General features: G+C 60.2%; 13 protein-coding genes. 6 read left to right on the top strand and 7 right to left on the bottom strand.

The window, feature by feature from the left end; translation table 11 throughout:
* Together PSH69_RS16360 and PSH69_RS16355 are read right to left on the bottom strand one after the other, a co-directional pair.
* Positions 1-1,764 (bottom strand): L-lactate permease, encoded by a 1,764-nt coding sequence (locus tag PSH69_RS16360; protein ID WP_305409082.1) that lies wholly within the window; start codon positions 1,762-1,764, stop codon positions 1-3.
* 410 nt (positions 1,765-2,174) lie between these two features.
* A complete protein-coding gene (locus PSH69_RS16355) occupies positions 2,175-3,113 on the bottom strand; it encodes a class I SAM-dependent methyltransferase (protein ID WP_305409081.1) in 939 nt (312 codons plus the stop codon).
* Positions 3,114-3,315: 202 nt separating this feature from the next.
* Between PSH69_RS16355 and PSH69_RS16350 the strand changes: the two genes are divergently transcribed.
* Both PSH69_RS16350 and PSH69_RS16345 read left to right on the top strand, forming a co-directional pair.
* Entirely contained in the window at positions 3,316-3,723 is a 408-nt protein-coding gene (locus PSH69_RS16350; protein WP_305409080.1) for a response regulator, read from the top strand.
* A gap of 58 nt (positions 3,724-3,781) precedes the next feature.
* Entirely contained in the window at positions 3,782-4,450 is a 669-nt protein-coding gene (locus tag PSH69_RS16345; RefSeq protein WP_305409079.1) for an HAD-IA family hydrolase, read from the top strand.
* Between the two features lie 25 nt (positions 4,451-4,475).
* Here the strand turns inward: PSH69_RS16345 and PSH69_RS16340 are convergent, their stop codons facing one another.
* Positions 4,476-5,135, bottom strand: coding sequence for an isoprenylcysteine carboxylmethyltransferase family protein (locus PSH69_RS16340; protein WP_096480294.1), 660 nt, complete (start codon positions 5,133-5,135; stop codon positions 4,476-4,478).
* Between the two features lie 167 nt (positions 5,136-5,302).
* Between PSH69_RS16340 and PSH69_RS16335 the strand changes: the two genes are divergently transcribed.
* Positions 5,303-6,250: a pyridoxal-phosphate dependent enzyme gene (locus PSH69_RS16335; protein ID WP_305409078.1), complete on the top strand. Its 948-nt coding sequence runs from the start codon at positions 5,303-5,305 to the stop codon at positions 6,248-6,250.
* A gap of 87 nt (positions 6,251-6,337) precedes the next feature.
* Here the strand turns inward: PSH69_RS16335 and PSH69_RS16330 are convergent, their stop codons facing one another.
* On the bottom strand, positions 6,338-6,655 hold the full coding sequence (locus tag PSH69_RS16330; RefSeq protein ID WP_305409077.1) for a DUF2388 domain-containing protein: 318 nt from the start codon (positions 6,653-6,655) through the stop codon (positions 6,338-6,340).
* A gap of 231 nt (positions 6,656-6,886) precedes the next feature.
* Here PSH69_RS16330 and PSH69_RS16325 point away from each other — a divergent pair, with 231 nt between their 5' ends.
* The 3 genes from PSH69_RS16325 (at position 6,887) to PSH69_RS16315 (ending at position 10,753) form a co-directional block, all read left to right on the top strand.
* Positions 6,887-7,996 carry an NAD(P)/FAD-dependent oxidoreductase gene (locus tag PSH69_RS16325; RefSeq protein WP_305409076.1) on the top strand — a complete coding sequence of 370 codons (1,110 nt, stop codon included), beginning with the start codon at positions 6,887-6,889 and terminating at the stop codon, positions 7,994-7,996.
* A gap of 243 nt (positions 7,997-8,239) precedes the next feature.
* On the top strand, positions 8,240-8,746 hold the full coding sequence (locus PSH69_RS16320) for a DinB family protein (protein ID WP_305409075.1): 507 nt from the start codon (positions 8,240-8,242) through the stop codon (positions 8,744-8,746).
* Positions 8,747-8,983: 237 nt separating this feature from the next.
* A complete protein-coding gene (locus PSH69_RS16315) occupies positions 8,984-10,753 on the top strand; it encodes a hypothetical protein (RefSeq protein ID WP_305409074.1) in 1,770 nt (589 codons plus the stop codon).
* Positions 10,754-10,907: 154 nt separating this feature from the next.
* On the opposite strand, the gene PSH69_RS16310 is transcribed toward PSH69_RS16315, so the two are convergent.
* The 3 genes from PSH69_RS16310 to PSH69_RS16300 all read right to left on the bottom strand — a co-directional run bounded on the left by PSH69_RS16310 (position 10,908) and on the right by PSH69_RS16300 (position 13,697).
* Positions 10,908-11,267, bottom strand: coding sequence for a hypothetical protein (locus PSH69_RS16310; RefSeq protein WP_305409073.1), 360 nt, complete (start codon positions 11,265-11,267; stop codon positions 10,908-10,910).
* 374 nt (positions 11,268-11,641) lie between these two features.
* Entirely contained in the window at positions 11,642-13,036 is a 1,395-nt protein-coding gene (locus PSH69_RS16305; protein WP_305409072.1) for a HAMP domain-containing sensor histidine kinase, read from the bottom strand.
* A complete protein-coding gene (locus PSH69_RS16300) occupies positions 13,014-13,697 on the bottom strand; it encodes a response regulator transcription factor (RefSeq protein WP_007934994.1) in 684 nt (227 codons plus the stop codon). Before PSH69_RS16300 ends, PSH69_RS16305 begins: the two co-directional genes overlap by 23 nt.
* Between the last annotated feature and the right edge of the window lie 83 nt (positions 13,698-13,780).

Here is a 13,780-nt window from a genome sequence, read left to right as displayed (position 1 = left end):
TCAGTGCCCGCCCACCACCATATGGCTGAACGGCGCCACATACGCCTGCAACGTCACCAGCCCGCCCACCAGAATCGCCAGCACCACGGAGTGGAAAAACACGTAGCGCAGGATTTCCCCTTCATGGCCGTACCAGCGGGTGGCGGTGGACGCGACCACGATCGATTGGGCGTCGACCATCTTGCCCATGACCCCGCCAGAGCTGTTCGCGGCGGCCATCAGCACCGGGCTCAGGCCCAGTTGCTCGGAGGTCACCCGTTGCAAGCCGCCGAACAGCACGTTGGAGGCCGTGTCCGAGCCGGTCAGGGCCACGCCGAGCCAGCCGAGCAGGGTGCCGAACATCGGGTAGAAAATGCCCGTTGCGGCGAAGGCCAGGCCCATGGTGGCGTCGAGGCCCGAGTAGCGAGTCAGAAAGCCCAGGGCGAGCATCGCCACAATGGTGATGAGCGAATAGCGCACCACCCACAGCGTTCGCAGGTAATGGTGCAGCAGTTGCGGGATGGAATAACCCATCAGCAGCCCGCCGAGGATCGCCGCGAGCAAGATGCCGCTACCGGTGCTGGTGAACCAGGTGAACTTGTAGATCGCGTCCTCGGTTTTCGGCGCAGGCACCACGGGCGGGACTTTCTCGATCTGTTGATGAATCGTGGTGAAGGTCACGGTCGGGGCAAAGATCGGGTTGGCCTCGCGCATCGGCTTGCCCTGGGGGTCGAGCCTGGCCGAGTGGGTTTGCGGATCCATGACCGGGCGGGTATCGAACAGGTTTTTGAAGCTTTGGGTGCCCCAGGCGAAAACGAACACCGTGAGGATGATCCACGGCATCCATGCGCGCATTACGGCGGGTTTTGCATCGCTGGCAAAGGTCGCGCTGGCGACGGGTTTTTGGTCATGCTCCTCGGCTATTTTGGAGTTGTCGACTCGCCCTGAAAGGGCGGCAGAGGTATGCACGGTGGCCGGTTTCCAGACCCTGAGGAAACCGGTCAGGCAGGCCATGGAAATCAGCGCCGCGATCACATCCACCAGCATCGGCCCGTGGTAGTTGGAGACCAGGAATTGCGGTATGGCGAAACTGACGCCGGCCACCAGGATCGCCGGCCAGATTTCCAGCATTTTGCGCCAGCCGGCGAAGGCCCAGATTAGCCAGAACGGCACGATCACCGAGAAGAACGGCAACTGCCGACCGACCATCATCGACAGCTCCATTTCATCCAGCCCGGTCACTTTGGCCAGGGTGATGACGGGCGTGCCCAGAGCGCCGAACGCCACCGGCGCGGTATTGGCGATCAACGCCAGGCCTGACGCGGCCAGGGGCGAGAAACCCAACCCGATCAAAATGGCCCCGGTTACCGCCACGGGAGTGCCGAAACCGGCGGCCCCTTCGAAGAAGGCACCGAAGCAGAAGGCAATCAGCAGCAACTGCAGACGTCGATCGTCGGTGATGCGCGCCAGGGAGTCTTGCAGCACTTTGAACGAGCCGTTCTCGGTGGTCAGCCGATGCAGGAAAATAATGTTGAGCACGATCCAGCCAATCGGCAACAGGCCGTTGGCGGCACCGAACAGTGCGGCCGAGCCCGCCATGTTCGCGGGCATGCCGAAGGCGAAAATCGCGATCAGCAAGGCCGAACCCAGGGCCAACAACGCCGCCAGATGCGCCTTGATGTGGAAAAACGCCAGGGAAACCAGCATCACCACCACCGGCGTCGCCGCCATCATGGTTGAGAGCACGGGGTTACCGAAGGGGTCGTAGATTTGCTGCCAGACCATGTTCCACCTCTGCTTTTTATTGTCGGTAGCGCAGGCCCCCCCATGGGGGGTAGGTGGCTTGAGTATAGGTGGCATTACGTTGATGGCCCGGAGGGGCTGCTACAGATCGCATTACGGCTTAAGTGAACGGTATTGCGATCGCATGTCTTTAGGGGGCTGGGGTTTTTACAGGCAAAAAAAGAGCCTCAAAGCTCTTTGATGGGGAGGAAGTAGAGCCGAGAGGCTCAAGATGCGCATGAAACAAGGGGTGGGCTTATTGGGGTTCAGTTCACCCACCACTTACGCAACGGTTTAAACCTCCAACCGCTGCGTATCATCATCGTAGGAAGCCGCGGGTTCGGGCTCAAGTACCATTAGTCTACTGAGTCTGGCCGGCCTGCCTGGCGTTGAATCACCCTTTTGATTTTCAACTACCCCTGCCTGAACACCAACGCCTTCAACCCACACTCAACATCGGCATCGGGAAACTCCGGCGGATTCTCCAACCGTTGCTCAAACCGCAGGCTCGGTGCTTCGCGAGTGACGCCGTCGATGAGGAAGTCCGCGCCAAAAGCCGGGTCGTTCATGCAGGCCAAAACCGTGCCCTGGGGGCTGAGCAATTCCGGGAGACGGCGCAGCACGCGCTGATAATCCTTGGTCAGCAGAAAACTGCCTTTCTGAAAGGACGGTGGGTCGATGATCACCAGATCATAAGGGCCGCTATTGATCACTTTGCCCCAGGACTTGAACAGGTCGTGGCCGAGAAAGCTCACCTTGCTCAAGTCATGGCCGTTGAGCCGGTGATTGTCGCGACCACGGCTCAGGGCCGCGCGGGACATGTCCAGGTTGACCACATGCGTAGCGCCTCCCGCGATGGCGGCCACTGAAAACCCGCAGGTATAGGCAAACAGGTTCAGCACCCGCTTGCCGTCAGCATTGGCCCGCACCCAATCGCGGCCGTAGCGCATGTCGAGAAACAGGCCGGTGTTCTGTTTGCGGCCCAGATCCACGCGATACTGCAGGTCGCCCTCGGTGATCGTCATTTCCTCGATCGGCTCCCCGAGCAGCCATTCGGTGGTGCTTTCCTGCAGATAGCGATGTTGCAGGAGCAAGGTATGTGCGCCGGAGGTTTTCCACGCAGGCGCCTGTGTGATCGCCATCAGTCGATGCTTCAAATCGTCCAGTTGCGACGCTAGCGGCTCCTTGAACACACAGACCAGCACCACGCCCTGGAGCCAGTCGACGGTCAATTGCTCCAGCCCCGGCCAGCAGCGGCCACGGCCGTGGAACAGCCGACGGGTTTCTGCAGGTGCTGCCGCAAGCGCTGTGAGCAAATGGTCGTGGAGGATGGAGAGGGCGTCTGGATTCATCGGACAGGGTCGGTCATGTGGAAAGGGCGGCATTTTAACCACAATTATGCGCGGACAAACGGTCATGTTTAGCGGCCTGGAACGGAGAATGCCCTGGATAGGTGTATCAAAAATGAATTTTTCGCGAGGTCCGCTGTTCATACCTGTAGGTGGCGGATTTGAGCCTGCGAAACTATTTGCGCAATCAGGGAGTAGTACAGTCATGAGTCCAGCATCAACGGCGGGCGCGCGCTTGTCTGGCGGATTGATTCTTGTGGTTGAGGACGACCCGTTGATCCTGGAGTTTCTTTGCGAAATTCTTCAGGAGGAAGGCTTTGCGGTTGAACCACAGATCAGCGCGGACGCCGCATCGCAGTTTCTGGAACAGCACGCCCCGCAGGTGAGGTTATTGCTGACGGACATCACCATGCCGGGCAAACTCAATGGCGCGGACCTGGCCAATCAGTTTGGCGACCGTTGGCCAGACAAACCGATCATGATCATGTCTGGCTTCGAAACTCCGAAAAGCTCCGGGGTCAAGCATCCGGTTTCGTTCATCAAGAAACCCTGGGCGGTGGGGCAGTTGCTCGATTGTGTGCAACGCGCCTTGCAGTCGACCCGAGGTCTGTAAGAGCTGGTGTACATTAGCTGACAACATTTGCCTGGCTCTTGCAAAAGGAAGTCGCCCTTTGTCTGTCAAAACATCCCGGCTCAACAGGTCATACCGTGGCTTGCTGTTCGATATGGACGGCACCGTCCTCAACTCCATCGCCGCCGCCGAGCGGATCTGGACAACCTGGGCCGTGCGCCACGGCGTCGATGTCGAAACTTTCTTGCCGACCATCCATGGCGTTCGCGCCATCGACACCATCAATCGCCTGGCGTTGCCAGGGGTAGATGTCGAAGCTGAAGCGGCGTGGATCACCGAGGCGGAAATCGATGATGTGGAGGGGATTGTCGAGGTGTCCGGCGCGGCCAATTTCCTCAAGTCGCTGCCCGCCCACCAATGGGCCATCGTCACCTCTGCGCCGCGGGCGCTGGCGTTGCGCCGAATGGCCGCGGCCGGTATTCCCGAGCCGGGCGTGATGGTGACCGCCGAAGACGTCAGCGCCGGCAAGCCCGATCCTGCGGGCTATCGGCTGGCAGCTCGTCGACTGCAGGTGGATCCAGCCGAGTGCCTGATCTTCGAAGACGCCGACGTCGGAATTCGCGCAGGCGAGGCGGCGGGTGCCAACATCATGGTCATCACCGCGACCCACGTTCATCCCCTTCAGACCCGGCACGCCACACTGGCCAGTTATGACTCGGTCACGAGTCATGTGGATGCCAATAACCTGATCCGTTTACACTTTTTGTAATCGACACGGCCCTGATGTGGTCAGTTCAGTAGATCCCCGGAATCAATCGCCAGCTACGGGCGCAATAAGCGTCGTATTCGCTGCCGAACTGCGTGCGTAACAGCGCTTCTTCAGAGCGAATGCGGGCGATCAGCGGTATCAACATCAGCGCCACCAGCAGCAACCCGACACCGGAACGAAAGGCCAGCGCCCAGCCCACGCCATTGATCAGCAGCCCCAGGTAGCTGGGGTTGCGCACATTCCGATAAATTCCGTCGGTGACCAGGCGGTGTCCTGGCTGAATCGCCACTAATCCGCTGAAGCGCTTGCCCAGTACAAACACCGGCCACATCCGCAACGCGCCGCCGCCAATGAACAGCAGCGCACCCAGCCAACGCACGCCCTCGCCACCGAAGGTCCAGAAGTCGATCCGGTCGGTGTAGGCCGGCAGATACCCGCTCAACAACCCGAGCACCCCGAAAACCGGCAGCACCCAGCGATTGGCCCGGTCTTCACGTTCGCCAGTGCTCAAATTGCCCTCACTGAACAACGACACGATCGCCATCACCAGGGTCGCAAGCGCAATGACCACCAGCGGTGGATGCGAGAAAAACGCCGCCAACCCGCCCAGCCCGAACACCGCGAGAGCCAGGTAGGCAAGGGTGCTGACGAGGGCGAAAAACGCGAGTTTGGCTGAGATTTTCATAACTGATCTCGCAAAAAGGGCATATCACCAGTGTAGAGGGGCAGCCCGTTATCAGAGCGGTAGTCGTCGAGCAGGGTGAACTAAGCTTGGATAAGGATGAGCCTGTCCGTTCGCTTCCAGCCCGTTGAAAGATCTCAACGCGCCGGTGCTGTCACAAGGAGCACACGATGCTTCACATCAGAACGCCCCTGATTCTGCATCCGGGTCTGTCGACTCCGACCCGGCGAATCTGGCTCAAGCTGGAAAACCTGCAACCCAGCGGCTCGTTCAAACTGCGCGGCATGGGCCTGTTGTGCAGCCAGGCGGCAGAGCAGGGCAAGCGCAAAGTCGTCTGCCCTTCCGGTGGCAATGCCGGTTTGGCCACAGCGGTGGCCGCCGCCAACCTTGGGCTGAAAGCCTGCATCGTGGTGCCGAACACGACCCCGGAAACCACCCGCGCCAGGATCAGGAAAACCGGTGCCGAGGTGATTGTCCATGGCAAGGTCTGGGACGAGGCCAATCAACGGGCGAAAGAACTCGCGCAAGGCGCAGACACCGAATACGTGCCGGCTTTCGATCACCCGGTGTTGTGGGAAGGACATAGCACCATGGTCGATGAAATCCTCGAGGACTGCCCTCAGGTCGATGCGTTGGTGACATCCGTGGGGGGCGGCGGTTTGCTGGCGGGTCTGCTCACCGGCCTGATCCGTCATCAGCGTATGGATTGTCGGATCGTTGCGTGCGAAACCCAGGGTGCGGCGTCGTTCGCTGCCGCCATCGCTGCCGGGCACCCGGTCAGACTGCCGCGCATCGACACCGTTGCCACCTCACTCGGCGCCGCGCAAGTGGCCGCCTGGCCGGTGCAGCACATCCTTGATTTCCCGCATGAATGCGTGGTGCTTAGCGATGATGAGGCGATCATGGGCGTGGTTCGTTACGCCAACGACCTGCGCCAGTTGGTCGAACCGGCGTGTGGCGTTTCATTGGCGATTGCCTACCTCGATCATCCAGCAATTGCCGAGGCCCATGACGTGGTGATTGTGGTGTGCGGCGGCGTCAGCATCAGCGCACAGTTGGTCGCCGGCTGGGCACGCCTGTCCGCTGGGGTTGAGAAGAACAGCGCTGAAACGAGGTAGGGCTGTCCGCGGGGGCGTTCTCAATTGGTTTTCCCACCGCGAAAACTAATTGAGAACGCCCCCTGGCCCTACCGCTCAGGTTTGATATCAGTGACCCGCTGCCACACCTTCCTGAACGAGGATCGCTCTGGCCAGATCTTCATCGCTGGCCTTCAGGTCGGGATGATTCTGGCGAATTTCGTTCAACACCGACTCCAGGTAGACGCCACGGATCGTACCGCCACTGGCGACAAAACTGGAGGCGTCATCCCGGGCGGGAATGGCCAATTTGTGATCCTTGAACGTCGAATACAGCGATGCGGAGACCCCGGCTGAGGTGGCGACATCTTTTGCATCTACACCGGCCATAGCCGAACCAACGGGCAAACAAAGCACTAGCGAAGAGATGATAAACAGACGGCGCATGACGGCGTCCTCCGAAGTGAAGCGTAAAGGAAGTAACACATAATTTAGGATGCCTGGCGGTGGCCAGGAGTTCCCCTGTCGATACGAGATATGCACCGGAGACTGTTCAAAACCGACTCAAGGGTCGAGAACTTCCCCGTACCGTATTCGATTCGTGGTCATGGACTGGCGATATTCTTCTGCCTGATTGATTATCGGCAGCCGGGGCTGGCTTGAATGAGTGGAGGGCAGGTGAGCGTCGATATCGAATGCGTGGTAGTCGGGGCTGGCGTGGTCGGGCTGGCGGTGGCCAGAGCCTTGGCCCGGACCGGGCGAGAAGTGATCCTGGTCGAGGCGGGCGAGGGGATTGGCGTGGGCATCAGTTCGCGCAATTCGGAAGTGATCCACGCCGGGATTTATTACCCGAGCGGCAGTCTCAAGGCGCAATTGTGCGTGGAGGGCAAGCTACGCCTGTATGCCTTCTGCGATGAGCGCGGCGTCGATTACCGGCGCCTCGGCAAGCTGATCGTGGCCACCGATGATCGCCAGCGTCATGCCTTGCAGGTGTTGCTGGAGCAAGGCCTGTGCAACGGTGTCGATGACTTGCAATGGCTGGATGCCGGACAGGCACGGGCGCTTGAACCGGCGTTGTCCTGTATCGCAGCCCTTTGGTCGCCGTCCACCGGGATCGTTGACTCCCACGCCTTGATGCTGGCGCTGCAGGCAGACGCTGAAGCGTGCGGTACTTCGATAGCCTTTCATACACCGCTGGAATCGGCCCGTTGCACCGCGCAGGGTTTCGAACTGCACATGGGCGGTGCTCAGCCCATGACCTTGAGCTGTCGTCAGTTGATCAACTGCGCGGGACTGTCCGCGCCTGAGGTGGCGAGCCGGATCGAAGGCTTGCCGGCGCGGCACGTGCCCAAGGCCTGGCTATGCAAGGGCAGTTACTTCAGTTTCAGTGGCCCGGCGCCGTTCCGGCATCTGATTTATCCAGCACCGGAAAGCGCCGGGCTGGGCGTGCACATGACTTTGGACCTGGGCGGTCAGGCGCGTTTCGGGCCGGATGTCGAATGGGTCGAGCAGATCGATTATCGCGTCGACCCCCATCGTGGCGACGGCTTCTATCAGGCGATCCGGCGCTACTGGCCGGCGTTGCCCGATGACAGTCTGCAACCGGCCTACAGCGGCATCCGCCCGAAAATCAGCGGGCCGACCGAGCCGGCCGCCGACTTCGTCATCAGCGGCCCGGGCGTTCACGGCGTACCGGGCCTGGTCAACCTGTTCGGCATCGAGTCACCGGGGTTGACCAGTTGCCTGGCATTGGCCGAACGGGTGGTGCAGCGCCTGACCTTAATGTAGTTCGCGATAAAGCTCTGTAGCAGCTGGCGCAGCCTGCGTTCGGCTGCGCAGCAGTCGCTAAACCACACGCTGCGGGTGGGTCAGATAAACCACGTGCGCAGGATTCACGACTGCTACGCAGCCGAACGCAGCCTTCGGCAGCTGCTACAAAGTCGTGCGGCGCAACCGATGATCAGGGTTTAGGCTGCAACCAGCTGCGAGGACTATTCTTGGCAATGCGCCCATCGCCATGGGAGACCTCTGATGATCAACGTACGTACCGCCCGCATGCTCGCCGATTACAAGCGCTGGGCCGATCAGCGACTCTTCGACAGCCTCATGGCGCTGCCACCTGAGGAACTCAATCGCAAACGGGTGTCGGTGTTCAATAACATGATCGGCGCCTTGAACCACACCTATGTGGTGGATTGCATCTGGCAAGCTCATCTGGAGGGCCGGGGGCACGACTTCAAGACCTCCCATGGCCTGCTCCATACCGAGCTCGCCGACTTGCGAATGGCGCAACAGGAGATTGATCAATGGTTCTGTGGCTGGAGCTCGGCCCAGACCGAGGAGTCGCTGGATAAACCCATCGAATTCACCTCCATGTCCGGGGAAAGCGGGGTCATGAGCGCCGGCGGCATGCTGTTGCATGTGGTCAACCACGCCAGCTATCACCGGGGCTGGGTGATTCAGATGTACTTCGACATTCCGGCCAAACCGCCGATCACCGACCTGTCAGAGTTTTTGCGCGAGGTTCCGGGGTATTGAGTTCCCGCTCCCACAGGGTAATGCTGTTCACTTAAGTCATTTCAGCCGCGTCGTTATCCTTTGTAGCAGTTGCCGAAGGGGGAGCACGTCCGGGTTCGTGGGAGTAACTGACCGGTCGACCCGACTCTCCCTTTACCGATGACCACTCGTCGCTGCTATCAGTTCTGACAGTAGCCGCCTCCGCCGTTCCGCTATTTCATAGCTCCAGCCCACTTCCATCGTGCCGGAGCCTCAGACATGACCGCCCCAGAATCTCCTGGCAACACCGTACTCGTGCTGTCCCGGCCCCAGGTGTCGGGCGCGACTCATCCTGTTGAAGGCGCGCACGTCGGCGTCCCGCTGGTGATTTATGACCTGGTCACCGATGGCCGGGGCGCGACCGTCGAGGTGTATCCGCCGTTGTCGGGTACGCTCGATCCCGGCGATGTCATTCGGCTGTGGCTGAAGGGGGAGAGCACATTCCTGGACAGTGTGATCGTTACCGATGTGGATGCCATTACAAAGCTGCGCATCCCCAAAGGTCGTTTGCACCCCGACCGGATCAATACGCTGTTCTACGAGATCCTGCGCGGCAGTCAGAACATCGGAACTTCCCTTGAGCTGACCGTGCTCTACAACAAAATCCGCCCTGCTCTGAAAGACAGGTTTCCCGAGAAAGATGGCCATTCCGAGCTGGCGTTGTCGTTGTCCGACGCAATCAAGAACGGCGTCGGCGCCGACTTTGTCAGCGCGTCGGTGTGCTTGTCCTACCCATACTGCCGGGCCTACGACACGATCACCTTGAAGTGCAACGGCGAAATCATGACGTACACCGTCGGCCCGGATGAAGCGCCACAGCCGCCGAACCCGGGCTCGGCGGAGCCGATCACCGTGTGTTTCATCGTGGACCGTGCGTTCCTGGAGAAGGCGGTAAGACCGGGCGGCAAGCTGGATTTTTCCTGCACCTGCACCGACCAGCTCGGCAACACCCCGGACACCGATGCGGTGTGGTCGGCGACGCAAACGGTGGACGAGGACCTGGCCGGTACGCGGTTCGCGAAGCCGATTCCGCTGGAAAACCTCGAGGACTACCCCGGTGATGATTCAAGTCTTATCGAACTGGACAAACTGGGCAGCAAGCCGCTGTCGGTGTTCGTCCAGACCGATGACAACCGCATCCAGATCGGTGACCGGATTGAGGCGGTTTACACCGCAGGGTTAACGGGGTCACCCGACATCGTGGTGCCACTGAGCGGTACCGTCGAGGGCAGGCTGGGGCAGAAACTGCCCTGTGTGCTGGAAGTGGCAAATGACAAGGTTATATCCGGTTACAGCGTCACCATTGTTTATAAGGTGTTCAGAGGCGAAACGCTGATCGGGGAATCGCGCGTGGCTTATGCGCAGGTTATCGGCGAATACCCGATAGAACTCATTGTGGACACGACTCCTCTTACTATCTCCGGGCAGAATATCTCCATTGCGGGTTCTGGACTTCCTTGGACTCTCACTGGGGTCGATCTTCCCGGCACTTTCGCCCATCGTCCTGCGTCCGGCGGCGTGCCCCCCATCACATTTACATCATCGGATGAGTCCATCGCTTCGGTCGACCACAGTGGAATGATTCGAAGTGAAGGGAATGGGAAGGCTACCGTCACCGTCTCGGACGCCGGTGGTCAAACAAAGACCATCGACATTTCCTGCGAAAACGTCATCACATACCTGTTCAACCCAACCACTTCCACGCATCAAACGTACGAAGCGTGGCGAACCTCGATCAATGCACACCACCCCATTACCCAATCCGGCGAGGTTATTCACATAGATCTCCTTGTCCGAAAATTCACGTCACACACCCTAACCAACACTTGGGCCGGACCGGTCGTCGTAACCAACCCAATATACGCTTGGGCCTTCACCATCCCCTTCCAGCACATTAATACGCTTCTTCTCACCACCCGTTGCCCCGGCCTCTCATGGCGAGTCATTAATTCTGCTGGGGCTCCTGGCTCCCGATCAGAGGATCAGTAAAACAATATTTCCATCCTGCACTTTCGCGTCGCCTCGCAGGATGGATGCTATCCGTGGCGAGGGAGCTTGCTCCCGCTTGGCCGCGCAACGGCCCCCAAAAAGGCACCGCTGCACAGCCCAACGTCAGTTACCCGCTCGCCACCGCAAGCGGCGCCTACTTGGGCAGATCAATCTTTTCCAGCACCCGGTTCGCGGTGATCTCCGCCACCATGATGCTGTTGGAAATGCCTAGCAGGGCGTAGCGCGACTCACCCTCCAGATGATCCACCAACTGGTGGACCATCACATCGACCGAGGCCAGGGTCTCGACCAGAAAAACCGCCAGGGTTTCGGCCGTCGCCTCTGGGGCGACGGCAAACAGTTTGCTGGGTTTACGCGTGGTGGCTTTGATGTCGGCGTTCGACGGGAAGTGGAAGTTCAGAGCCCGCTCGGCGGCCTCGTTGAGTTTCTTTGAATCGGGTTCGTACGGGGAGGTCGGATCGGTGTCCGGTGGGTTGGGTGTTACTTTGAACATAGTTGCTAACTCCTGAAATGGAGCCGCAGCCACTTCGCGACTAAACGAATGGAGGCAGCTGTGCGCAGGTTAGTCGACCGGGGAAGTTAGCAAAACCGGCGCGCCCGAGGGCGCCCTGCGCACAACCACCATTAAGTACAGGACTGAAATGCCTGACTGAATGATGCGCTATGCACCTTACTAACAACCACGGGCGACTAAACCCGATCACTGATGGGCAGTGACGGGAATCAAGTTACCGAGCGGCCCCCAGGCGCACAAGCCGGCGGATTCTGGCGCAGCCGTAGGCAACGACGCAAGGTTTTGTAGCTTTCAGGAAGTATCCTTGAGGGCGCTTAAACAAGCCCGTTTCACGGTTAAACACTAGCAAGGTCTCAAGCCTGGGGAATCAGGTCCTGCCTGCAATCGAGCACCAACCGCGCGCCCCCCAACTCGCTGCTGTCCACCTCCAGCGTAAACCCATGCAGGCTGGCAATCGCCGCGACGATCGACAACCCCAGGCCGAAACCGCTTTGCGGGTTGCCGCCTTCGGCGCGATAGAAACGCTGAAACACCGCCTCGCGCTCGGCGGGCGCAATCCCGGGACCGGAGTCGAGCACTTCAATGCGCGTATGCCCCGCGTCATTCACCCCACGCAAAATCACCTGGCCACCCGGCGGGGTGAATTTGATCGAGTTGCTCAGCAAATTCGCCACGGCTTCAAACAGCAGCGCACGGTCGCCGTTGAGCCCGGGCAAGGATTCGGGCATTTGCAGCTTAAAGGTCAGTTCGCCTTCTTCCGCCAGCGGCAGATAAAAGTCATGCAACTCCTGCAGCAATGGCACCGGGTCCAGTCGCACGAACCCCGAACGGCGCTGACGATCCTCCAGCTCGGAAATCCGCAACAAGCCACGGAAACGCGCCATCAAGGTATCCGCCTCGCCCAGCACCGAATCCAGTTGCACTGCCAGTGTCGAGCCTTCATCGGCCTGCTGCTGAATCCGGTACAACTGCGCCCGCAGGCGAGTGAGCGGCGTGCGCAGGTCATGGGCGATGTTGTCGCACACGCCCTTGACCTCATGCATCAAGCGCTCGATGCGTTCGAGCATGGCGTTGACGATGGCGGCGAGCATGTCCAGTTCGTCACGGCGATTGGACAGCGGCAGGCGCCGGGTCAGGTCGCCGGCGACAATGGCTTCGGCGCTGGCCTGGATCGCCCGGATCCGCCGCAGCGGGCGCCGTCGCAATAAATGCCAGCCGGCGATGCCCGGCAAAATCGTCAGCGACACGCCCCACAACAGCGCGTGCAGGATGATCCGGGTCACGGCAAACAACGAACCGTTGTCCCGCACCAGCACCAGCCAGCGTCCGTCCAGGGTCCGGGTGGCGACGGCGTCGCAGCTGTCGGCTGGCAAGGTCGGGTCGTCGGCGTCGACGCAGTCGCCGAGCATGTGAATCCTGCCGTCCAGCGGCAGGCCTTGGGGGATCTGGCGCAAGGCGCCGTAGAGGTAGCGCTGCTGGTCATCGAACAAGCCATAGGCATCGATGCCGCGAATGTCGAAGGTCATGCTGGCGGCGAGGGCATCCACCAGTTGCTCGCCCTGGAAGCGTGAAAACAGATGCTGACGTTGCATCAGCGAATGCTTGGCCAGCGTGTCCAGGTAGCTGGAGACCTCGTAGTACATGACCCCCATGAGAATCCCGCTCCAGGCCACGAACAGCGAACTGTAGAGGGCCAGCAAGCGGCTGCTGGAGGAACGCCAGCCTTTAGAGGGGTTCAGCAATGACATAACCCGAGCCTCGCACGGTCCGTATCAGTGGGACTTTGCCTGGCGGGTCGATCTTCTTGCGCAGACGGCCGATGTGCACATCGATCAGGTTGGTGCCGGGGTCGAAGTGATAACCCCAGACCTCTTCGAAAATCATCATCCGCGACAGAATCTGCCCGGTGTTGCGCATCAGAAATTCCAGCAACTTGTACTCGGTGGGCAACAGCGTCAGTAACTGGCTGTCGCGGCTGGCTTCGTGGCTGATCAGGTTCAGCTCCAGATCGGCCACGCGCAACGTGGTGGCCTGGGCGGTCACGGTGTTCTGCCGGCGCAGCAAGACTTCGACCCGGGCGGCCATTTCATCGGTGGCGAACGGTTTGGTCAGGTAATCGTCGCCGCCGGCGCGCAGGCCGCGCACTCGTTCATCGACGTCGGAGAGGGCGCTGATCATCAGGATCGGCGTGGCCACGCCCATGGTGCGCAAGGTGGTGACAATCGCCAGGCCATCGAGCTCCGGCAGCATGCGATCGAGGGTGATCAGGTCGTAGTCGCCGCTGACGGCGCGCTCCAGGCCTTCGCGGCCATTGTCGACCCAATCCACTTCGAGGCCGTGGCTGCTCAGTTCGGCGACGATTTCCCGGGCGGTCACGGCGTCGTCTTCGATGGTCAAAATACGGGTCATAGGGCTTGCCTGATAATCGGTTCAATACGAAGTTGAGGCATTTTGCCAAGAATTACGCGCGGGTTATTAAATTAACTTTCATG

Source organism: Pseudomonas sp. FP1740 (genome assembly GCF_030687165.1).
Lineage (GTDB): Bacteria > Pseudomonadota > Gammaproteobacteria > Pseudomonadales > Pseudomonadaceae > Aquipseudomonas.
The sequence above is the reverse complement of the archived record's forward strand: the minus strand, read 5'-3'. Positions and strand labels throughout refer to the sequence as shown.

Bases quoted from the DNA above. Each gene is read 5' to 3' on its own strand.
- PSH69_RS16335 (WP_305409078.1), top strand. From the start codon at position 5,303: ATGCTTCACATCAGAACGCCCCTGATTCTGCATCCGGGTCTGTCGACT.
- PSH69_RS16315 (WP_305409074.1), top strand. From the start codon at position 8,984: ATGACCGCCCCAGAATCTCCTGGCAACACCGTACTCGTGCTGTCCCGG.
- PSH69_RS16360 (WP_305409082.1), bottom strand. From the start codon at position 1,764: ATGGTCTGGCAGCAAATCTACGACCCCTTCGGTAACCCCGTGCTCTCA.
- PSH69_RS16300 (WP_007934994.1), bottom strand. From the start codon at position 13,697: ATGACCCGTATTTTGACCATCGAAGACGACGCCGTGACCGCCCGGGAA.
- PSH69_RS16305 (WP_305409072.1), bottom strand. From the start codon at position 13,036: ATGTCATTGCTGAACCCCTCTAAAGGCTGGCGTTCCTCCAGCAGCCGC.
- PSH69_RS16340 (WP_096480294.1), bottom strand. From the start codon at position 5,135: ATGAAAATCTCAGCCAAACTCGCGTTTTTCGCCCTCGTCAGCACCCTT.
- PSH69_RS16330 (WP_305409077.1), bottom strand. From the start codon at position 6,655: ATGCGCCGTCTGTTTATCATCTCTTCGCTAGTGCTTTGTTTGCCCGTT.
- PSH69_RS16320 (WP_305409075.1), top strand. From the start codon at position 8,240: ATGATCAACGTACGTACCGCCCGCATGCTCGCCGATTACAAGCGCTGG.
- PSH69_RS16355 (WP_305409081.1), bottom strand. From the start codon at position 3,113: ATGAATCCAGACGCCCTCTCCATCCTCCACGACCATTTGCTCACAGCG.
- PSH69_RS16310 (WP_305409073.1), bottom strand. From the start codon at position 11,267: ATGTTCAAAGTAACACCCAACCCACCGGACACCGATCCGACCTCCCCG.
- PSH69_RS16350 (WP_305409080.1), top strand. From the start codon at position 3,316: ATGAGTCCAGCATCAACGGCGGGCGCGCGCTTGTCTGGCGGATTGATT.